Origin of the sequence: Bacillus sp. FSL L8-0654 (assembly GCF_038629965.1) — a bacterium.
Classification (GTDB): domain Bacteria; phylum Bacillota; class Bacilli; order Bacillales; family Bacillaceae; genus Bacillus; species Bacillus safensis.
The window spans coordinates 1,151,789-1,172,830 of record NZ_CP152026.1 but is presented as its reverse complement, the minus strand read 5'-3'; the positions used below and the strand labels follow the sequence as shown (position 1 = coordinate 1,172,830).

Genomic DNA, 21,042 nt, shown 5'->3' with positions numbered 1-21,042 from the left:
ACATTTATTTCCTATTCAAAATTCCTAAATAAGCGCTCCATGGACCCACATCGGTTCGATATCGTTCCGCCATGACCCGAACAACCTGGGACATATGTGTGAAGTCATGGACAACCCACGCAGAAAGTAATTCGCTCACTTGCACGACCCCAAACTTCGGATGGACGCCCTTTTTCTCTAAATCAAGGCCTGAATGTGTCATGCGCTGAATGTATGCCACATTCTCCATCCGCACATGATGAAACTCAGATAGTGCTTGTTCTATCTGTCTTTCAGATTGATTCAAATGAGAATAGCGGTCAAACGCAGGAAATGGTGTATTCTCTCCATCAGCAAGAATCACATTTAATCGAGGAATCCAATTGAATTTCTCTGCTTCAATCAAATGTTCAATGACTTCAACTGGATTCCATGTTCCCTCTCCTTCACGGCTGTGAAGCCAATCATTCGATAAACCGGACAAAAGACTTTCTAACATGTGAGGAGTTCGACTCAACATATCTAAAGCTTCATTCAAATTGAAATTCATACGGTTGCTCCTTTTTCAATTTTTCTTTATTCTAATGTTTTTTGAATAGATTGCAACTCATACTTCAAGACAGATAAAGGCGCTTTTGATCAACTTTCTATATACAAATAGAACTTTTCTATAACGATTACCATGCTTTCTTTTTTTATAATAGAAAAAAATGAAATGTGGTGATATCTATGTCTATAACGATTGGTATTATGGGCGGGATGGGTCCTTTAGCAACGATTGATCTGATGAAAAAAATCATTTCACATACACCAGCTATTAAAGATCAGGATCATTTACATGTGATTGCTGATAATTTCCCTCAAATTCCTGATAGAACCACTGCAATTTTTGGGAAAGGCGACGATCCTACAGAATATATGATTGAATCAGTAAAGAGATTAGAACGTGCCGGAGCGGACTTTATTCTTATTGCATGCAATACCGCACACTTCTTTTTAGAAAACGTACGACATTCCACTCATATCCCTATTATGAACATGCCATTAGAAACCGCAAATTACCTAAACAAACATCACTATACATCTGTGGGCTTACTATGTACTGATGGAACATTAAAAACCCAGCTCTATCAAAAGGCTTGTGCTCATCACAAGATTGACGTCATGACTCCTAGTGAAAATCTTCAGAAAAACGTGATGAATGGGATATATGCAGTGAAAGCAGGAAAATTAAGTAAAGGCGAAAGTGAATTGGCGTTAGCTGCAGAAATTTTAATCAATCAAGGAGCAGAAGCCATCATTGCCGGCTGTACAGAAATCCCCTTAGTCTTAAGGTCAACTAAAGATGTGAAAGTGATTGACCCTACTGTCATTTTGGCGAAAGAGGCTGTAAAATTAGTGTATGAGCTTGAAAAACTAAACATTTAAAGAACGTCATATAAGGGGATAACATGAATATTGAGAATATAGAAGCGTTTATTTATGTATGCCAGCTAGGCAGTATCAATAAAGCTGCGGAAGCACTGTATTTAACCCAGCCTTCTGTTTCGGCACGTATTCAATCATTAGAAAAGGAATTAGACCTGAAATTATTTGATAGACAGAGAAATAAACTATCTCTGACGGAAAAAGGTGAACAGTTTTACCCGCATGCCAAAAAGATTCTCCATTCTTATCAAGAAGCAAAGCATAGTCTCAAACAAACGATGATTCCTTATGAATTGACGATTGGATGCGCATCCTCCATTTCCAATAATCTATTGCCTAACATATTGCCCGCCCTAAAAGAAAAATACGAAAACCTGAAAGTGAAAATCGTAACAGGACATTCAAAGGATGTTGTCCAAAAAGTGATTAACAACCAAGTAGACTTTGGGATTGTGAGGACTGAAACACATCCTCAAATTGAATCGATCCCAATTTTCAGCGATCCAATCGGGCTGTTCGTCCCAACTCATCACCCGCTTGCCAGCCTTGACAACATCAATATGAAAGAGCTAGAAGAACAGCCTTTTATTTTCTTTGACTATGGATCATTTGATTGGTTGATGCTCCACCGATTATTTCAAAAAAACAACATCACACCGAACATTTCCATTGAGGTTGATCATATGGAAACTGCAAAAAAATTAGTGCTGCAAGGAATGGGACTATCATTTCTACCTCATCATTGTGTTAGAAATGAGCTAGAACAAGGAACATTAAAACAAATTTCAATAGACCCATCCATTGATTTCAACATCAATATCGAGTTCATTTATAAAAAAGGAAAATCCAAATCCGTTTTCATTGATCAACTCAAACAGTTTTTTCATGAATTAGATTAAAAAAAGCCCTTTTTAGGGCTTTTTTTGGATTCGTTCTGATTGATTAGCTTTCGTTTGCCAACATGTATGCTGCAGTTTCATGCATATCTTTCAATCCTGATCTCTGTGCGTACTCGGCCACAGTGATCGCACTTGTCGTCAGAAGTTCTATTATATGTTCATCCATTCCTGGCCAAGTTCTCCCGCCTGCTTTTTCATACGCATGGATAAGTTTTGTTAACCCTTCTTTCCCAAAGAGAAGTTGATGCGACAAAAAGTCTGCAGATACATCACCAACCCCCACTTCAGACCAATCAATCACACCCGTCACACATTGATTTTCATCAATCAGAATGTGGCCGGGATGCAAATCCCCATGCTTCACTCCCACGAAAGGCGGCCATAAAGAATCTTTAGCTAGCCATTCTTGCCAGCGCTCCCATAAACCGCTGTTAATGGTGTATTGCGATTTGACACGTTCCATTCGCTGTTTCATTGATCCTCTTAATTCATGAGCACTGAGCATCTCCACACCGATCGTTTTAAAAGGCTGTTGATCTAAGGAATGTACATTCGCTAGAACTCTTCCTAATGATTCATAATAAGCTTGCGGTACTTTCGTTTGATCAAAACTCCACACATAAGATTGCTTCTCCATATCAATACTAGCCGCCGGTACCCCCACTAATTCTTTATAAGCAATCAGACTTTCTGTAAAGATAGACCACTGAGGGACCTGAAAGTGAACCTGCTTACTCATATGATCTAATGTCTTTTTTTCTTGTAAGGTATGTTTCATTGATTCAGGTCTACGAGGCATTCTTAATATCCATTGATCACCATGTAAATCTTCGACATGTGCGACACGGAAATCCACACCTGATTCATTTATTTTGATGGTATTCTCTAAAATTTCTAATCCGTGATGTTTGGCTAATTGCTTTAATTCTAGTCTATTCATATTCTTTTCCTCCAATTGCTCATTTAGTCATGATCAATAGGCGTTAAGAAAATCATCAAAAAAACCACAAATAGGCTGCTATCTGTGGCTAGAGTAAACACGGCTAGACTCATCTCTCTCTTTATATTAATAAAAATTACAAAAAAAGACAGAAACGATATCTGTCTGTCTTCAAGTAAAGTTACATACTTGACCGCTGAAAATGATTAAAAATGTGCAGACTCCTCCGTTTACTCTGTTTGATGAAAACAGAGCCTTTGAACATATGAAATTATTGATTGTTCAAAGTTTGCTGGCGTAATCTTCCTGCATGCATCATTTTTAACCATCCTCCTCTTCATAATATAAAACTACTATACTTCATTTAAATATGACTTTCAATAAGATTACAAAAAGAAGCCCTTTTCAGGGCTTTTATTCTTTCACTATCGTTTTTTCACAGGATGAATGTCCTCTCCCAAAAAAGCGGTATCAGGCTCACCACTATTTTCTAGAAACTCCGCTATTTCTTTCAGCTCTTGATTGATAAGGTCATTTCTTTGCATATCCGGGTTTAACAGAAGGATGGAGTGAATCGTTGTCGCTGCTTCATACAAAATATGTTGATCTTTTATCTGTTTGATGCATTTTTTCATACGATCGAAAAACCATTCAATCTCTTCAATTTCTTCCATCGGATAATGTGCCATTTTAAAGAGATTCTGCTGACAAAGGTCTTGTCTCTCAAAAATTTGTTCAAGCTCTTCTTTACTGATATACAAATCCGAGCATTCCTCATCAATTTCTACTACCTCGATCATGGCGTCTTCAGCTGTATATAACTGCTCAATAAAATCATCAAAAGTATCTGCCAGCTTAAAATCCACTCCCATCTCTAAATCAAAATAGTGAATAAGCGGGTGTTCTTTCGTTTGTCGATAATCCATTGCGATCCATGTATTTTCCTCTCCGCTGATGATCACAAGTCCCTCCGGCAGCTCCAATTCATCACTTAACTGGGAACTATTCATGATGCCATCATCTTTGGCGATTCCTCTTAGATGATCAAATTTGAACATGACCCTCAGCCCATGAATTCGGTTGTTCCGTTGGAAAAGCATTACGAACTGTAAAGCCACCATTCCATTCTAAGATGAGCTTTTTATATGTATCAGGTAAAGCGACACCAAGTCTCACCTCTGCTTCACGAATTTTTTCCTCATCTATCTTTTCTAACGTGAAAGGACTCTCTTCTTCTTTCTCCCAAAAAGGTTTCAAAGTGGGGACCTCCTAGTTTCTAATGAGATCAGTATATCATTGACCAACTACTCATTTACCATTTTAAAACCTCAAATTACAAACTCGTTCAATTCCTTCATCCAATAAAGAATTTATCAGTAGATATAAAAAAGATCTGGCTGGAGTGCCAGCCAGGTACCAGGCACTTAAAATGCTCAATGCCAGCATCCGCATGTTATTCCTTCTGGACAAAATATTCACGTTCGTTTTGTTTATCTATATCATACGATGATCCGCATAGAAAAAAGATCCCCTTTTTCTTGATTTGATGACCAATTGACACAAAAAACCTTGAAAGGCATTAGCCAATCAAGGTTCATTTTGTTACTTCATTTTCACTGCTTCTTTCATTTCCTCTATTATTTTATTAAACCACTGTAAAGGGTTTAATGAGATCGCCGGAAAATAGATTTCTGCATTATTTTCGATAAAGTTTTCTTTTTCCTGTATTGTTAAAGTACTATTCAAAAAATCCTGACAATCCTTTATAGTAGACAGCAGACATTCTTTACTAGCTTCATGAATAAACTCCTCTAACGCTTCTTCTGGTGAATCGATATCCTGATGAAATGTCCCACCTAAAAAATCTTCTAACTCCTCTAAATAACTGTAACTCTCATTCATTTTATCATCCTTCTTTCTATTTAACAGGGTATCCTGTTAAAATAAAACCGCCATTCTCATCTTTTTTCAGTATAATTTTTGCATTTGTAACATTCTCAACTACTTCTGAATTTCTCGAAACACTTCTTCCAATTACCTCTCCATCACCCTTATATTTTAATGGTAATGTAGGTCTACTGTTGGGGTCGGATAACCACTTTTGTATTTTATCAACACTCTTCGGATCACCCAAAACTGAATCAGCAACTCTTTCTGCAGTCATTCTATCGTTAAAAGTAGAAGAACCCGTGATTTTAGGATTACTTTTCAGCCTTTCTAATAGTTCTTCATCTGTTTTCCCAACATGTCTCTCTATTAAGTGCCCACCTCTGGATTCATGTGTAGCTAACCCATTACCTGGAGATAAAGGATTTTTCTCACCTTTCTTGATTCCCATCTTACCATGAAACCCTTTTGCACCAAACGGTAAAAGCATCCCCAGCGCCGCATTCATACTCGCTTCCTGCTGTTCTTTTGAGATCTTATTTCCAAACATGTCTCGGCCTGTGATCGCTTCGCTGAAGCCGTTTGTGGCGGTGAGGCCGTATAAACCTTTTTGGGATGTCTTTAGGGCGTCAAAGGATTTTTGTGATGTCTTGTAAATATCGACTGCCCTGACTGCAGCTGATGTGGCTTGGGTGGTTTTATAGACAGCTTTTCCGCCTTTGAAAATGCGGCCTACCCAGCCAACGATAGGGATGTAGCCGGCCGCTGCCATGCCGCCTGCGGCGACACGCTGGCCTGCGGTGAGTTCCTCGCCCGTGATTGGATCAACGCCTGTTGCGGCACGTTTTGCATCGTTCACACCTGTCAATTCATTGACGATATTTCCGCCATAATCAAGTGCTTTTTCATACCAAGGACGGTTGGCGAGCGCTTCTTGTTCCTTTGCGATCTCTCGGGCTTCTTCTTGTTCTTTTTTGATTTTCAGATATTCAGCAGTTTGCTTCTCAATATCGCTCTTTGCCTTGTAGATTTCGCTATTTTGATACGCTTTCTTGTCAAAATTCATAGGCGAAATCGCTTTTCCGTCATTTGTCGCATTCATCATTTCAGCGTACAATGCCATTGTAGCTTGTTGCTCCGTCTCTGACAAAGCATATTCATCTTTTAAATTTTGATCAAGCTCTCTTAGTTCTTTGACCGTCTTTTTTCGTTCATCTTCCGCATCTTCTATTTTTTCATCAAAGGTTTGGCTATCAAATACTTCTAGGGAAATGAGGTCATCAATGTCTTGAAAAATCGTTTTGAGTGCCTTTTTTTGATCCTTCACAATGCTTTTAGCATTCTTGATGCCCATATGTACTGCGTTGTCTAAAAAGTGTTCTTCTACAAAGGTATCGCCGCCAAAGCTCGTATCATCCAGTGTCCCAGAAACACCTTCATGAAAGGCTTTTTGTTTATCAATGAAGCTGATAAACATGTCTACATTTCCAGCGAGCTCTTTATAGAAACTTTTAATGTTATCGGCACCTTTCCCAGTGAAATCATCACCGAGATTGGCCACACCTTGTAATGACTTTTTTAAATCTACCATTTGTTCGCGGAGTTCCTGATAGTGTTTTGCCCTTGTGTCCATGGCACTGGTTAGTGCTTTTGCATCAAGTATCTTGCCCAGCAGAATTCACTCCTTCCTATTCATTGACAAGGTCAATTTTACCAACACAGGGTTTGTCATGAAATAGGATTAAAGACACAAAAACAAGACCTAGAGTACTTTCTAGTGTTTATGGTTACTTGTTTTTTAATAAGTGATATCTATCTCTTCCTAAAAACACTCAAAACAATTTTAGTAGATAAAAGTTTGTCGACAATAAAAAGAAACAGAACATTCGTTGACAGAAAAACAAAAAAATCCTGCTACGCAAGAGTTTCAAAGATGATTCCAACCAGCGACCTCTACCCTATCAAGGTGAATGACCTCATCCGAAGCAAACGGACGTTTTCTGAAAAAGACTGATTTAATAAGGTTCTATAATGTGCAAGTGCATTTCTGATAAAAAACTGAAAGGGTTCGTCCCCAATCTGTCCCCATTTAAAAAAACAGACCCTCAAGGTCTGTTTAGTTTTGCCTATGAGTTTTCAAATGTTGAATTTGGATCGATCATCGTCGTGTTTCGATCGGTTTTTTGAGGAAATACAGTGGTATTTCGATCAGTTGATTCTTGTGAGTAATTAAAAGAACCTAGGCAAGCAGCACCTACCAATAAAGTGGCGCTAATCAATATCTTCATTTTAATATTCATATAAACACTCCCCTTTTTGGATTTCGGTTTGAGCTTCTATGGCAGTTCTATAATAATCTGCTACCCTCTCCGAATCATTCCTTTTTTCATAAAGATTTGCAAGGCTTAAAGCAAACTCTTCAATATAAGGATACAACTTCTTTTCCTCTAACCCTTTAAACATTTTTCGTATATTTTCAATACCTTCATCTACATAAATTGTCTTTAATGAATTGAGCAATGTTTTATAAAACAGATTGTTTTCTGCTGTTGCACTTTTTATTCCTTTAGCGATATATTCAAGTGCTTCTTTTGTTTTATCACTTTTAAACAAAGTCCAACTTAAACTAAAAAATAATCTTGGTTTAATATCTTCATTGTTTTCAGTCATCTTATCCAACCCTTTTTTATAGAAGGAAGCAGCTTTAATATAATCCTGTTGCCTGTCATACGTATTTCCAAGATTCAAATAAGTTTTAGCGATTAATCTTTGATCATTTATTTCTTCAGCAAGATCTAGTGCTTTATGTAAGTGGGGGAGCGACTTCTCATATCGTTTAAAATCATCATAATTTCCTGCGATCACAAATAGACTTTGAATTTTTCTCACCTTATAAAGATCATAACGATCATAAATCTCTAGGGCTTTTATAATATGGTGCATAGAAACATGGGTTTGTTTCATAATGTAATATGCTTCAGCAACTTTAAAATGGAATTCTGCTTGTTCAATTTCATCTACAACAAGCGCCAGCTGCCTCTCAGCAATCTTATAATATTGAATGGCTTGTACATACTCTTTCTTACTGAATTCATGCATACCTCTAAAAAAGGCATTATAGTATTGCAACATTCCAGACAGTTGATGGTTAGAATTCTCTATTTTATCGACTAGCGCGGAAATTGATTGATCGAATGAAGGTTTTATATAATCGAGCATAAGCTGATGTCGAAAACACATCAATTGATAGTAAATGAGCAGGTCTTGGTCCTCTACCATCCGTTCAATTTCTCGTTCTACCTCAGCTTTCAAAATCTCTGCATCGGGTACACTGAATTGCCGAATCATTTTATACCATTCATTTATTTTCACACCAACATGTGAAGAAAGAACTTTCTCCATCCCTTATTCCCCTTCCACTAATTTCCCTTATATTACATTTATTATCACATGTTTAAGTTTACAAGGCACCGAAAAGAAACCGCAAAAAGAACAGTTGAGTAACAGATTTTACGCATTTTCTTCACATAACAAAAAAGCAGACTCCATCAAGTCTGCCTTTCCTAAAAATCAAATGACTACACCTTTTGAAAATTAAGTATATAATGAATCGCTTAACCACTCTTCACAATGTTCTATAAGCCACCTCAAATATTCCACATATTGACCGACGTGATAGCCATCACAAACAGCATGATGTACTTGAATCGCAACGGGTAGGATGATTTTTTCTCCTTTCATCTTAAATTGACCAAACGTAAATATTGGCAGCAAATAAGTTTCATCTGTGGATACATTAAGGTTAAAAGAAGTAAAATCAATCCAAGGTAGACTTGAAATATTGAACATGTTCTCTGGCATATTAGGTTTCGGAAATAGTTTGTTACTTTCACTATAAGTTTCAATGTCCGCTACACAGCTTTTATAAAACCGAGCAAAGTTTTCGTCATAAGGTGTCCAAATACTTGAAAATGTCTTTGTTTCTTTATTTAGAATCGTATAACTAGGATGGAGAAGATCCCAGTGACCAAGTTCATCGTTCACTAGATCCATCCGAAACTCCGGTATTTTTTGCACAGCCCTTGCTAACAAATAAATTTGCACAGGATATACTTTTAGCTTTTTTTCTTTTAATATTGAATGCAATGTCGTGATGTCTAGATCAACCACCAGACTATATGAGCATCGAGTTAACGTCATATAATGATGAAAGTGCTCTTTTCTCGGATAATTTTCATCTATTTGTTTAAACATTTTTTATCTCCTCCTGAATGTGTGATTTACTGTATTCAGGAGGAGACTTTATCTGTTTTCACCACCACAATCATCCTTTCAAGAGATATGTGTTTCTGTCCATTCAAAGTCTACCATGAGTTTTACCTACGATAAAGCCTGCAGCAACTCTTTGTAAGTCATCTTCCCTAACGTGAACTGTTCTAGTGCTATATATTTTTTCTCTGCTGAGGTATTCATTCTATTATGACATTCATTCACTAACTCATGTTCATTTGGTAATGGCTCATGTATATGTTCTTTTTTTCGAAATGCTTCATAATATCTTATACCAAATATTCTCTGGGACAACGCATTGATGTGAATTCCGTCCGGATTAGGTATAAGACCTTTCGCAGTAACATAATAACAATTTTCCTGATGATGTGCATATTTTTGAAGTTCCTCATTAATCAGTGAAAATTCCACACATCCTGCGCCAAATGCCGCCTTTCCCAAGAAATCACCCAAACCTCCTATTACAAGCGGAATGTTAGGTACGGATAATTCAATTCTTAGTTCATGAAATAATCTTAGTATTTTTTCATAGTATTCTTTGTATTTCCCATCTTGGCTGTCACTTTCTCCTTGATGCCATAATATCCCTGCCAATTCGCTACTTTCCTTTGCAAATTTAGCTTCACTTATTGCATGACGAAATAATGCTTCATCCGGCGACCACTCATCAATGGAACTGCCACCCTCTGCACAAGGAATAAGGCCAATCTTCTCTCCTTCATGATCCTTACACCAAGCCGCCGCAAAGGAAGCCCCCAGTCCTACGCCAGCTACCGGCCTATCAAAATGAATGGGTTCAGTCATCATTTGCCATCTACCATTTCGCAGCATCATGATCCTTTCATTATAAATCGGAGGAACTTCATGTTTGAAGCCGCGCCCCGCCATATTTGATTGTCCAATTAGTAAAAATGACTTCATATCTTCTCCCCCTCGCTAATTATTTTATCAAATGTGTATTCACCTGAACGTTGAAGAAATATTTTGTATTATTTTTCACATGTTTATTATTGTTAACAGCTTGTAGCAGTGCAGCATCTACTAAAAAACAGCCACCACAGACAACGTGATTGAAGCTTTCAAAAGTGCTGGGCTTGAAGCAGAAAAACCAACTGATCTTGAACGAAAAGAGTTTGGAAATATAAGAGAAGAAGGAAAAAGGATTCTCATTCCTTCTTTAGGCGAAAATGCTGGAGGAAGGATTTTTAAATTTGGAAATGAGACTGACCTTAACCAAGCCAAATCATCTTATGATGAGTTAGGAAATGCTGGATCTATGTTCTTCTCTCACACATATTCAAAAGGGAACTTCCTGCTTCAAATGAACGGAGAAATGAAGGATTCTGAGTTTGAGAAATATAAGAAAGTGATGGATGAGGAAATAAAATAGTTTAATTTCAATAAAAATTTCACTCCAGCTCACGGAGGTAACATTTTAGAAATGTCTTAATAATAAAAATGAAGTAGGTTTATGAACTGATGAACCTACCTCATTAGCCTTAATATATAAAGTCACTGTATAGATCAGACTGAATTACTTTATTAGGGGTTAAACCAGATTTCGAAACCATTTCTTTTACCTTTTTAACTATCTCTTTTGAACTTCTAGGGGAAACGTATATCTTTTGAATTAGTCTATTCAATTCACACGAAACCAAATTTCCGTTTGGACATGAGAACTCGTAAGACTTTCTTTCAAGCTCTTTAATTTTTTCATACCATTTCTCACTTGGGACACATTCTCTTTCAAACAAACCCTCTAAATATTGTGCGTCAACCCTGCTCGCAATAATCATCAATCTAAGCTCGTTTTCGTGAGAAAAAGATTTTCTTTTATAAAACAGGGTATCATAAATATTTCTACTAGTCATTTCCTTTTTAAAGTCAATATATTGTAACTTTCCAAAGAATACTCTGTATCTTAAATCGTTAATCGAGTTTATTAAGTCATTGCAGTTTGTTTTTATAGCTAACCCATCATGCCCACCAAGATATAAATCCCACATGGCTGCACTTTCATGTCTATTCATATGCCAACATGAGATGGCAGCAAACTCCTGAATCTTTTTCATGTATTCTCTAGAAGCTAAAAGCTCTCCATCATCTTTATATTGCTCAACTTCCCAGTTAGAATAACTTCCTTCGAGAGGGTCCTCAAATTTATTAGGTTTGGAGAAATACATAGCTTTGCTCATAAGCAATGAATTCAGTTTTCCTAAATCCACAAATTTCCAAACAGTAGGATTTCCGTCAACTTTATATTGCTCGCTATAATCATAAACGGATTCAAAATTCATTGCGTGCTCATATGCCTTCCTTTTATATTCTAAGTTCAATATGTTTCTTCCTCCATTTCTTATTTGTATATTAATTATACACTTTTAAATTTTATCAAGAATTGCAGATTTTAATAATTGCAGTATCACGTATGGAACGAAAGAAATATGAGTAAACAACACGAAAACAAGTCAAAGAAGAAAAAAGAATCAATCAAGAACTGTAAGAGTGAAAGTGATTTTCAAGTAAATTTTTTAGAAATTACCAACATTTATCAAATAAATTAGATACATTCCATACCCCTTGTGTTACCATTGATTATCACAAAAATAAGGTCAGGTGATATTAAAGTGAGATTTACTGAGATAGAAATAGATAACATAAAAAATTTACTCGATGCTTTTAAACAAGATGAAGTAGGAGGAATGATCGATCAACATTTTAGAAAGATTGTTAGAAAAAAAGACACTAACTTTGAAACATTTCGAGATAATAATTATTCTGACTTTGATTATAATGCTATAATCGGTTGGGAAGGACAATCATACTACTATGGATATAAAGAAAGTTTTTATAAAATAGCTCATCAATCTATTGAACATGCAAATTTAAATTCTGATATAATTGTGTACTCAGTAATTTTTAATTATAGACACTATCTAGAATTGGTTCTAAAGGATTTGATTACAAAATTTCAAATTTTTTTTAGAATTCCTCTAGTAACTACAATTACCCATAATTTAAAAGAATTACTGAATACTTTAATAGAAATACTTAAAAAAGAAAATTTAGATTTCTTAATTTCTTCTACTCAAATCAAAGTTATTGATGATTTTCATAAACTTGACAGCAAAAATGATGCTTTCAGATTTGTTTATAATATACAAGGAGGACTCAACCATACATTTGACCATAAACAAATAAATTTATTAAACTTACATTACACCATGAATGAAGTTTATGATGACTTTAACTCAATAGATTCGCTATTTGAACCAGATTGTTTCTTTGATGATGATTATACTAGACCTTATTATGAAAGTTTTATTATTGCATTACAACAACATATCTCACATTCAAAATTAAAACAGATTGATTCAGTAAATAAAATTAAAGAAAGAATTCTTGGTTTCCAACATAAGATAAGAAAAGATGGCCCACCCTTCAGTTTTAAAGAAGGGGATATTAGCCAACATTCAAATCCATATGAATTTATAATTAAAAGTAAAGAAATTAAAATATCCTTCATACTTCATATTGAAAATAATTGCAAATTCATCAAAATTATTTAAATGTTATAGTACTCACGGTTAGGTAATCAAAAGAGGGTATTTTAAATTGACCGCATAATACTTCTCAGTATGGTTATCTTTCCCATGACAAAAGCCATCCTTGAATAATTCAGGGATGGCTTTTCATCAACATCTTTTTATATGATATCGACTGAGCTCGAACAGCGACCTCTCCCCTAAAATAACAGACCCTCAAGGTTTGTTCTCATTTTGTCTATTAGTTTTCAAATGTTGAGTTTGGATCGATCATCGTTGTGTTTCGATCTGCTGCAATACTGTACTTCCTGCAGCTGAAATCACAGTAAGAGCAATCATCGTAAAATCCCTCTTAAAAATCATACAAACTATCCTCTCTCTGAATTTTGAGTTGTGTTTCTAATACTTTTGATAAGCAGCCGTAGCTTCTTCAAAGCGACCTTGTTTCCCATACCCATCTGAATACACTATATAGCTTGCATGTTGTCATATTGGCTTACGTTAAACTTGTGAAAAAATCGCATTCATGTATAATACAATTGATGTATGATGCATGAATTGAAGGAGGGTGATTTTTTTGAAAAGAGAAGATGCCTTAAAACTAAGAACAGATATTAAGAAAATGATTATATTAACTGGAGTTTTCGAATCTCAAAATTTGCCAAATGGACCGTTTGAAAAACCTCTACCAACTTCTCAAATGATGGCGTTAGAGGAACTAGAGGTGGAAAGATTAACTGTTTGGCAACTATCCAATAAACTTAGATTAGATACTTCAACTGTAAGTAGATTGGTAGATAAGTTAGTAAAAATGGGGCTTGTTTATCGTGAAGTAAATGAAAAAAACAGAAGAGAACTTTTTCTGCACCTCACAGAAAAAGGACACATTACTGTTAATCGCTTAAGAGAACAATCCCTTACATTTTATCAACGTATCCTCAATAATTTATCAGAATCAGAACAAAAAATAGTTGTGGATGGTTTTGAATTATTTATTGATTCTATTTCTAAGTCTTTTGATTAGAGTGAGGTAAATCATAACCTTTGGAGGATAAAATGAGCTTGGATTTTGAACGTCCTATTATTGAACTAAAAGAGAAATTTGATGAATTAAAGAAAATGATGAAAGAAAATAATGTAGATTTATCGTCAGAAATTCATTTATTAGAAAAACGTTTAAATAAAATGCAAGAAGAAATTTATTCTAATCTTACACCTTTTCAACGAGTTCAAATTGCAAGGCTACGTAACCGGCCCACGACATTGGATTATATACCTTTATTGTTTACAAACTTTTTCGAACTTCATGGTGATGGATTATATGGTGATGATAAAGCAATGATAGGTGGTATTGCAAAATTTAAAGGAATGCCCGTTACGGTTATTGGTCATCAAAGAGGTAGAAGTACAAAGGAAAATATAGAAAGAAATTTTGGAATGTCACATCCAGAAGGATATAGAAAAGCGCTAAGACTTATGAAACAAGCTGATAAATTTAATCGCCCTATTATTACATTTATTGATACAATAGGCGCCTATCCAGGGAAAGGGTCTGAAGAACGTGGAATTTCTGAAGCGATAGCTCGAAATCTATTGGAAATGGCTACACTTAAAGTGCCAATTATTTGTATTGTAATTGGAGAGGCATCAAGTGGTGGAGCTCTTGGCATTAGTGTCGGTAACCATATCCATATGTTAGAGTATTCATGGTACTCAGTAATTTCGCCAGAAGGAGCAGCATCTATCCTATGGAAGGACGCTAAGTATGCTCCAGAAGCTGCTGAACATATGAAAATTTCAGCAAAAGATTTAAAACAGTTAGGAATTATTGATGAAATCATTCCTGAAATGAAAGGTGGAGCACAAAATGATATAAAATCACAGGCAAAAAAGATTGAATCTGCAATCGCCTCATCTCTAAAACAATTGATACTATTATCTTCGGAAGAGCTAATACAACAGCGATATGAAAAGTATAGACAAATAGAGAATTATAAATGAAAATATTTAAAGTCCGTATTACATTTCGGAGGATTCTCGCAAAAAGTCTATATATTTTGCAAATAACCTCTTAAACTGGACACACCTTTTGGAGCCTTTGTTTTTTTGGATCAAACATAGTGAATAAGGATTTCAGAAAAACGTCTCCTGAAAAATAAACACCGAAATAAACCCCTGACCTTTATGGCCAAGGGTTTTACTTATTCATTAGTTCGATGTTTTTGCTAATTAAGGCACTCTCATGATGCAATGAAAATGTTTCTGCGTTAGTATGTATTATCACTTTTGAAAGGATGTGAGGAGATGAATGACTTTGTGACTTTCCTTCTTCTTACCTTATTTGTCGTTGCTTCTCCTGGAGTTGATTTTGCGTTAATTACTAAAAGAACCATCGGAACAGGAAAATCTGATGGGATGAAGATGGCATTAGGTCTTACATCTGGCGCTCTCATTCATACACTTGCCGCAGCATTTGGACTTTCTTTAATTTTAATGAAGTCTGCCTTAGCGTTTGAAATCATTAAGTATTTAGGTGCTATTTACCTTATATATCTAGGCGTGTCTTCTTTCGTCAACAAGAAAAAGAAAGACGATACATCTTTTCATGATGTTGTAGTTCCAAAACAATCTGCTTTTAAACAAGGTTTAATTTCAAATACTTTAAATCCAAAGGTTGCTATATTCTTTTTAACGTTTTTACCTCAATTCGTTACACCACAGTTCAATACTAGCCTTCAATTTGTCATTATGGGCTCTATTTATGCCCTATTATCTATACTGTGGTTTACGACGATTGTATTTCTGCTTGGATACATCAGGAAATTCCTATTATCAACAAAAGTTCAAATGACCATTGACAGAATAACAGGACTAGTTTTAGTAGGTTTTGGTGTAAAACTTTTGTTTACAAATCCAAAACATTAAATTTTGACCACAAGTAGAGTTAAATCATTTAAAACATAAAACCCCCTATCCTACACAGGACAGGGGGTTTTACTTATTTTCAATGCTTTTTGAAGAGCTGCTTTTGTCTTCGGACCGTAGATACCATCAGCTCTAAGCATGCAAGAGCTGGAATCGTTTGACCGCATTTTCTATTTTTGCTCCAAAGTAGCCGTCTATCCCATTTTTTCGGCTACCTTTTGAGGTTAGAAAGATACTGTAAGGCATTACTCTAGCATAGTTTGTTCATTTTAATCATCATAGATTGTTTAGCTCGAATCCTTATTCTATCCCTTGTATTGATATTGAGAATTGGTCAAATGATAACATATTTAATCAGTGTGTGCGATAGCCTTGACTTCAATCAATTGCTCTGGGAAAGCCAGATATGTCACACCAATGAGACTGCCAGCTGGTCTGTGTTGACCTAAGTATTCCTTGAATAGATCTATGACCGTTTCGGAGTGTTCTTGTGGATTTGTTAGAAAAATTTCAACATATGCAATGTTGTTTTTCGTAGCTCCCAATTCCACCAATACCCGATCAAGGTTCTCAAATGTTTGCAGAGTCTGAGCTTCAATATTCTCCTTACCAACGAACATACCATTTTTATCGTATGAAAATTGACCTGAAATGTAGATTGTTCCTTTAACGCTATATCCTTGGGTAATACCGTGATCCCATAGATTGTGATTGTAGGTTTTAATATTAGTCATCGTTTTCTCTCCTTTATTTCAAAGTAAAGTAAGTATAAAATGAATATAGAGAGAAAAAAAGTACGCACTATTTAGATAGTTACTACCAGAAAGGATAGTGTCAATATGAGTATGGCCGATTATAGAAAAACGGGTAATATCCAAGAGACACCTTTTGGATATACTTTATCAGTTATAGGAGGCAAATGGAAAATGCTAATTCTGTATCTCCTTTCGGAAAATCAACCCGTTCGCTTTAATGATATGAAAAGGAGACTTGGAACGATTACCTTTAAAACATTGAGTGCACAACTTAAAGATTTAGAGGCAGATGGGATGATTATACGAAAGGAATATCCACAAGTCCCCCCCAAAGTGGAATACAGTCTTACAAATAAGGCAGAAACACTTTTACCAATTTTAGAACAGTTATGTGATTGGGGAGAGAAAAATCGAAGTAATTAAATTCTTTTTGTATAGATAATTCAAGTATTGACTATGAAGGTTTTGATAAAGCAATGGAGCGTATAGATAACTTCTAATCTAATGAATAGTCCCTATCTATCTTGTCTATACGTTTTGAGGTGTTGTATATCCAGTTAACTGTTTCTATTGAAAAAAGCCGTCCCTTTGGACGGCAAAATGATATTCATTTTATTTCATGCTTCCCCAGATAGATCTTCACCAGTATGGCCCTGTCTTTGCATGCTCAAAGCTTATTAAAGGAAACTTGTTTGCATAGCAATTTGTTCTCCTTGATTTACTATAAGTGGATCTTTATTTTTCTCTAAAAATTTAGCAATTTGATTTAGATTTTTATTAATTTTATCGTTGATTGGCATATTTGGATTCAATAAAAGAACGTTGTTAATCGTAGAAGCTACTTCATAAAGATCATCTTCATCTTTTGTTTTTTCAATATGATATTGCATCTTTTTAAAAAACCATTCTATTTCATCCAATTCAACCATTGGGTAATATTGAATTTTGTACAAATTATCTTCATAAAGGAAGTCCAATTCAAATATGGCTTCAAGTTCTTCTTTACTTAAATGATCTTCATGAAGTTCATATTCACCCTCTGCTGCTTCCTCATCAACAGTGTACTCAGCTGTATAAAGACCTTCAATAAACTCGTCAAAAGAATCTGCTAACTTAAAGTCTTCTTCCATCTCAACATCAAAATAATGAATTGAAGGATTCTCTTTCGTTTTTCGATAATCCATCGCTACCCAAGTATGGCCATCCCCGTTAATCAAAACAAGCCCTTCTGGCAGCTCCCACTCTTTTATCAAATAGGCACTATCCATAATCCCTTCATCTTCAGCAATTCCCAGCAGGTGATTAAATTGAATGTGATCCTCAGCCCATGAATTAGAGTGACTGGTTGGAAAAGCATTATGAACTGTATAACCACCATTCTGTTCTAATATGAGCTTTTTATATGTATCTGGTAAAGTGACTCCTAGTTTCTTTTCAGCCTTAGCTACTTCTTCTGCGGTGATCTTTTTTAACGTATAGTAACCTTCCTCGTCTATTTCCCAAAAAGATTTCAAAGTTTATTTCCTCCTAATTTCATTTAACTAAACTTCAACACGAACTTATATTCTGACAAACTATTTTTGGTGGTGATTGTCTGTCTGATCTCGAGAGAAAGATTTATCGAATTATTTATAATATGAGCCGCTTCCGTAAGAATCCAACAATTGATGATCTGAAAAGAAAAACAGGTAAAGACGAGAAGACTGTTAGGCAAGCAATCGAAAACCTCCTGCCAACTGGAAACAATCTGGCGGATAAAGTTCGTCCCCAATTCGTCCCCAATCAAAAGAAACAGAACCAATATTCGTTGTCAAAAAAACAAAAAACCCTTGCTAGGCAAGGGTTTCAACGATGATTCCGACTGGGCTCGAACCAGCGACCTCTACCCTGTCAAGGTAGCGCTCTCCCAGCTGAGCTACGGAATCGGGTTATGTATCAGTTCTGGGCTTTCTTTTACTGACAATCTCTATTATATAACCATCATATTAAGTCGTCAATGGTTTTGTTCAAAAAAGGTCAAAAAGCCGGCGGCTGTGCCGGCTTTTTTCTCTCCTTCTTTATGATTGGTTCACAAGGACGGGCTTTAGTTGATCGAGTGCTTGTTTGAAGTCGCGTTTGAGGTCTTCTCCGTTTTCAACTCCGACACTTAAACGAAGCAGCCCATCTGTAATCCCTCTTTTTTCTCTTTCTTCTTTTGGCATAGCCGCATGTGACATTTTGGCTGGATATGACAGAATCGATTCAACGGCGCCGAGGCTGACGGCGAATACAGGTAATGTGACAGCATCCACCAATTCTTTGACAGCCGCTTGGTTTTCTAGTTCAAATGAGAGAACGGCTCCAGCTCCGCTTGCTTGCTTGCGCTGAATGTGTGCCCCAGGATGATCGTCTAAGCCTGGATAGTATACTTTTTTCACCGCAGGATGTTCTTTTAGAAATGAAGCTAGTTCGAAGGCCGTTTGGCTTGCTTTTTCTAATCTCACCTGAAGGGTTTTTAACCCTCTTAACACAAGCCAGCAGTCCTGCACGCCAAGGACCGCACCGAAGGAGTTTTGCAGCGAATAAAGTTCCTCTCCCAGCTTCTCATCTTTCACCACGGCTAAGCCTGACAGCACATCACTGTGGCCGCTTAAAAATTTCGTTGCGCTGTGCAGAACAACGTCAACACCAAGGTCAAGCGGACGCTGAAGCGCAGGGGTTAAAAACGTATTATCTAAGAAAGTCAGACAGTCATGCTCTTTCGCAAGCTGGACAACACCTTCAATATCTGTAATCCCTAGTGTTGGATTTGACGGTGTTTCCATGTAAATGACCTTTGTATTTGATTGAATGCCTCTTTTGACTTCATTCAAATCGGTCATGTCCACGAAGGTATGCTCAATTCCAAATCTTGAAAGAACTTGGGTGATCATTCGGAAAGTCCCGCCGTACACATCTCTTGTGACAAGGACGTGATCTCCCTTTGATAATAGAAGAAAAGCGGTTGAAATGGCTGCCATGCCTGATGCAAAGGCAAGCCCTCTCGTTCCTCCTTCCAGCGCTGCAATCGTATCCTCTAATGCTTGACGTGTCGGAGTTCCCGATCTGGAGTAGTCATATTGGCCAAATTCATCGAAGCTGCTTTGATGAAATGTGGATGCATGCTGAATCGGTACACTGACTGCACCTGTTGAACGGTCTGTTTTAAACGCATTATGAACGAGTTGTGTTTCGAGTGTCCAATCGTGTGTGGTCATTTGGCGTGTACCTCCTCTTTTACTTGTGATAGTGCCTGTTTCAAGTCTGCTTTCAAGTCATCTACATGCTCGATGCCAACAGAGAAACGGAGCAGCTTGTTACATACACCGTTTGCAATGCGAATCTCTTCTGGAATATCCATATGCGTTTGCGTTGCAGGATACGTAATGAAGCTTTCGACTCCGCCAAGGCTTTCAGCAAAACAAATCGTTTTCAGCTGCTTCAAAAATGGATTGACCCAGTTCTCTTTGGCTACTCGGAATGACAGCATGCCTCCCTTTCCTGGATAAAGCACATCTTGAATTTCTGGCTGCTCCTCTAAAAACTGTGCCAGCTCCTTCGCATTTGCCTCGTGCTGGCGCATTCTAAGAGCAAGTGTTTTCATTCCTCTCATTAAAAGCCATGAGTCAAATGGTGATAGAACCGCTCCAATCGCGTTTTGATGCTGGAACATGTCTTCAGACAGCTGCTCTCCTTTTGTGACGACAAGCCCGGCAAGAACGTCATTATGTCCGCCTAAATATTTGGTTGCGCTATGAATGACAATGTCCGCTCCAAGCGTAATCGGCTTTTGCAGGACTGGCGTGTAAAAGGTGTTATCGACAATCACCAAAGCGCCATATTCTTTTGCAATCTTCGCTATTTTTTGAATATCTGCTTCCTGCATCAGTGGATTTGTCGGTGTTTCAATAAAGACCGCTTTTGTGTTTGGCGTGATTTTAGAGCGTAAACAGTCTTCATCTGAAAAATCATCATAAAGAAAACGTAAGCCGTACTTTTTCCATTCGTTTTCAAACAAACGGTATGTACCGCCATATAGGTCTGAAGAGACGATGAGTTCATCTCCGCTTTCAAATAGAGCCATGATCGTTTGGATCGCCGCCATTCCCGAACTGAAGGCAAAACCGGCCGTCCCTTCTTCGAGTGAAGCAATTGCATCCTCTACGAGCTGTCTTGTTGGGTTTTTCGTTCGAATGTAATCAAATCCTGTAGATTCCCCTATGCCTCTATGTCTGTATGCTGTCGAAAGATAAACGGGAGGACTGACAGTGCCAGTCACCTCTTCGCTACGGTTTCCAATCTGCGCTAATTTCGTTTCCACATGTTCTGTCATTTGACACCATCCTAAGTAAAAATCTGATTTCAAAACAGAAAAC

20 protein-coding genes, 1 tRNA gene and 3 pseudogenes are annotated in these 21,042 nt (G+C 36.7%); 9 read left to right on the top strand and 15 right to left on the bottom strand.

All coding sequences use genetic code 11. The features are described 5' to 3' along the window. Positions 1-4: 4 nt before the first annotated feature. Positions 5-529, bottom strand: a complete 525-nt coding sequence (locus tag MHH65_RS05880; protein ID WP_098677323.1) for a DinB family protein — start codon at positions 527-529, stop codon at positions 5-7. 179 nt (positions 530-708) lie between these two features. Here MHH65_RS05880 and MHH65_RS05875 point away from each other — a divergent pair, with 179 nt between their 5' ends. After that, complete coding sequence (locus MHH65_RS05875; protein ID WP_070325725.1) at positions 709-1,407, top strand: amino acid racemase; 699 nt, start codon at positions 709-711, stop codon at positions 1,405-1,407. Positions 1,408-1,430: 23 nt separating this feature from the next. Next, positions 1,431-2,306, top strand: coding sequence for a LysR family transcriptional regulator (locus MHH65_RS05870; RefSeq protein ID WP_098677322.1), 876 nt, complete (start codon positions 1,431-1,433; stop codon positions 2,304-2,306). A gap of 43 nt (positions 2,307-2,349) precedes the next feature. Here MHH65_RS05870 and MHH65_RS05865 read toward each other — a convergent pair whose 3' ends face one another. The 7 genes and pseudogenes from MHH65_RS05865 to MHH65_RS05835 all read right to left on the bottom strand — a co-directional run bounded on the left by MHH65_RS05865 (position 2,350) and on the right by MHH65_RS05835 (position 10,344). Further along, positions 2,350-3,246: a macrolide 2'-phosphotransferase gene (locus tag MHH65_RS05865; RefSeq protein ID WP_098677321.1), complete on the bottom strand. Its 897-nt coding sequence runs from the start codon at positions 3,244-3,246 to the stop codon at positions 2,350-2,352. Positions 3,247-3,671: 425 nt separating this feature from the next. Then, positions 3,672-4,503 (bottom strand): annotated as a pseudogene (locus MHH65_RS05860) (SMI1/KNR4 family protein). A gap of 345 nt (positions 4,504-4,848) precedes the next feature. Then, positions 4,849-5,148: a contact-dependent growth inhibition system immunity protein gene (locus tag MHH65_RS05855; protein WP_070325722.1), complete on the bottom strand. Its 300-nt coding sequence runs from the start codon at positions 5,146-5,148 to the stop codon at positions 4,849-4,851. A 16-nt stretch (positions 5,149-5,164) separates the two neighbouring features. Next, positions 5,165-6,808 (bottom strand): T7SS effector LXG polymorphic toxin, encoded by a 1,644-nt coding sequence (locus tag MHH65_RS05850; RefSeq protein WP_268426359.1) that lies wholly within the window; start codon positions 6,806-6,808, stop codon positions 5,165-5,167. Between the two features lie 614 nt (positions 6,809-7,422). Continuing rightward, a complete protein-coding gene (locus MHH65_RS05845) occupies positions 7,423-8,535 on the bottom strand; it encodes a Rap family tetratricopeptide repeat protein (RefSeq protein ID WP_046310613.1) in 1,113 nt (370 codons plus the stop codon). 192 nt (positions 8,536-8,727) lie between these two features. Then, complete coding sequence (gene catA, locus MHH65_RS05840; protein ID WP_098676834.1) at positions 8,728-9,387, bottom strand: type A chloramphenicol O-acetyltransferase; 660 nt, start codon at positions 9,385-9,387, stop codon at positions 8,728-8,730. 126 nt (positions 9,388-9,513) lie between these two features. Continuing rightward, on the bottom strand, positions 9,514-10,344 hold the full coding sequence (locus tag MHH65_RS05835) for a sialate O-acetylesterase (protein WP_098676833.1): 831 nt from the start codon (positions 10,342-10,344) through the stop codon (positions 9,514-9,516). Positions 10,345-10,394: 50 nt separating this feature from the next. Here MHH65_RS05835 and MHH65_RS05830 point away from each other — a divergent pair. After that, positions 10,395-10,813, top strand: a pseudogene (locus tag MHH65_RS05830) (stress protein). Positions 10,814-10,922: 109 nt separating this feature from the next. On the opposite strand, the gene MHH65_RS05825 reads toward MHH65_RS05830, so the two are convergent. Next, a complete protein-coding gene (locus MHH65_RS05825; protein WP_268412907.1) occupies positions 10,923-11,759 on the bottom strand; it encodes a DUF2971 domain-containing protein in 837 nt (278 codons plus the stop codon). 291 nt (positions 11,760-12,050) lie between these two features. On the opposite strand from MHH65_RS05825, the gene MHH65_RS05820 reads away from it, so the two are divergent. The 4 genes from MHH65_RS05820 (at position 12,051) to MHH65_RS05805 (ending at position 15,893) form a co-directional block, all read left to right on the top strand. Then, the gene (locus MHH65_RS05820; protein WP_098676831.1) at positions 12,051-12,992 is read left to right on the top strand and encodes a hypothetical protein; all 942 of its coding nucleotides are present in this window, start codon (positions 12,051-12,053) and stop codon (positions 12,990-12,992) included. Positions 12,993-13,545: 553 nt separating this feature from the next. Further along, a complete protein-coding gene (locus MHH65_RS05815; RefSeq protein WP_034282010.1) occupies positions 13,546-13,992 on the top strand; it encodes a MarR family transcriptional regulator in 447 nt (148 codons plus the stop codon). Between the two features lie 32 nt (positions 13,993-14,024). Continuing rightward, on the top strand, positions 14,025-14,969 hold the full coding sequence (locus MHH65_RS05810) for an acetyl-CoA carboxylase carboxyltransferase subunit alpha (protein WP_342497898.1): 945 nt from the start codon (positions 14,025-14,027) through the stop codon (positions 14,967-14,969). A gap of 303 nt (positions 14,970-15,272) precedes the next feature. Next, the gene (locus tag MHH65_RS05805) at positions 15,273-15,893 is read left to right on the top strand and encodes a LysE family translocator (protein WP_098676829.1); all 621 of its coding nucleotides are present in this window, start codon (positions 15,273-15,275) and stop codon (positions 15,891-15,893) included. A 50-nt stretch (positions 15,894-15,943) separates the two neighbouring features. On the opposite strand, the pseudogene MHH65_RS05800 reads toward MHH65_RS05805, so the two are convergent. Both MHH65_RS05800 and MHH65_RS05795 read right to left on the bottom strand, forming a co-directional pair. Beyond that, positions 15,944-16,112 (bottom strand): annotated as a pseudogene (locus MHH65_RS05800) (peptidoglycan-binding domain-containing protein); the annotation flags it as partial. A gap of 131 nt (positions 16,113-16,243) precedes the next feature. Next, positions 16,244-16,627, bottom strand: a complete 384-nt coding sequence (locus MHH65_RS05795) for a RidA family protein (protein ID WP_041117191.1) — start codon at positions 16,625-16,627, stop codon at positions 16,244-16,246. A gap of 105 nt (positions 16,628-16,732) precedes the next feature. Between MHH65_RS05795 and MHH65_RS05790 the strand changes: the two genes are divergently transcribed. Then, positions 16,733-17,071 carry a helix-turn-helix domain-containing protein gene (locus tag MHH65_RS05790; protein WP_025093428.1) on the top strand — a complete coding sequence of 113 codons (339 nt, stop codon included), beginning with the start codon at positions 16,733-16,735 and terminating at the stop codon, positions 17,069-17,071. Positions 17,072-17,325: 254 nt separating this feature from the next. Here the strand turns inward: MHH65_RS05790 and MHH65_RS05785 are convergent, their stop codons facing one another. Then, positions 17,326-18,162 (bottom strand): SMI1/KNR4 family protein, encoded by an 837-nt coding sequence (locus MHH65_RS05785; RefSeq protein ID WP_098676828.1) that lies wholly within the window; start codon positions 18,160-18,162, stop codon positions 17,326-17,328. An 80-nt stretch (positions 18,163-18,242) separates the two neighbouring features. Here MHH65_RS05785 and MHH65_RS05780 point away from each other — a divergent pair, with 80 nt between their 5' ends. Continuing rightward, positions 18,243-18,503 (top strand): hypothetical protein, encoded by a 261-nt coding sequence (locus tag MHH65_RS05780; protein WP_242026085.1) that lies wholly within the window; start codon positions 18,243-18,245, stop codon positions 18,501-18,503. Here MHH65_RS05780 and MHH65_RS05775 read toward each other — a convergent pair. From MHH65_RS05775 to MHH65_RS05765, 3 genes are all read right to left on the bottom strand, one after another. Then, positions 18,501-18,573, bottom strand: a tRNA-Val gene (locus tag MHH65_RS05775). The two genes, MHH65_RS05780 and MHH65_RS05775, sit on opposite strands and share 3 nt — an antisense overlap. A 132-nt stretch (positions 18,574-18,705) precedes the next feature. Next, a complete protein-coding gene (metC, locus tag MHH65_RS05770; RefSeq protein WP_070325716.1) occupies positions 18,706-19,884 on the bottom strand; it encodes a cystathionine beta-lyase in 1,179 nt (392 codons plus the stop codon). Next, positions 19,881-20,999 (bottom strand): methionine biosynthesis PLP-dependent protein, encoded by a 1,119-nt coding sequence (locus MHH65_RS05765; protein WP_070325928.1) that lies wholly within the window; start codon positions 20,997-20,999, stop codon positions 19,881-19,883. The genes metC and MHH65_RS05765 overlap by 4 nt, the downstream gene beginning before the upstream one ends. Positions 21,000-21,042 lie beyond the last annotated feature (43 nt).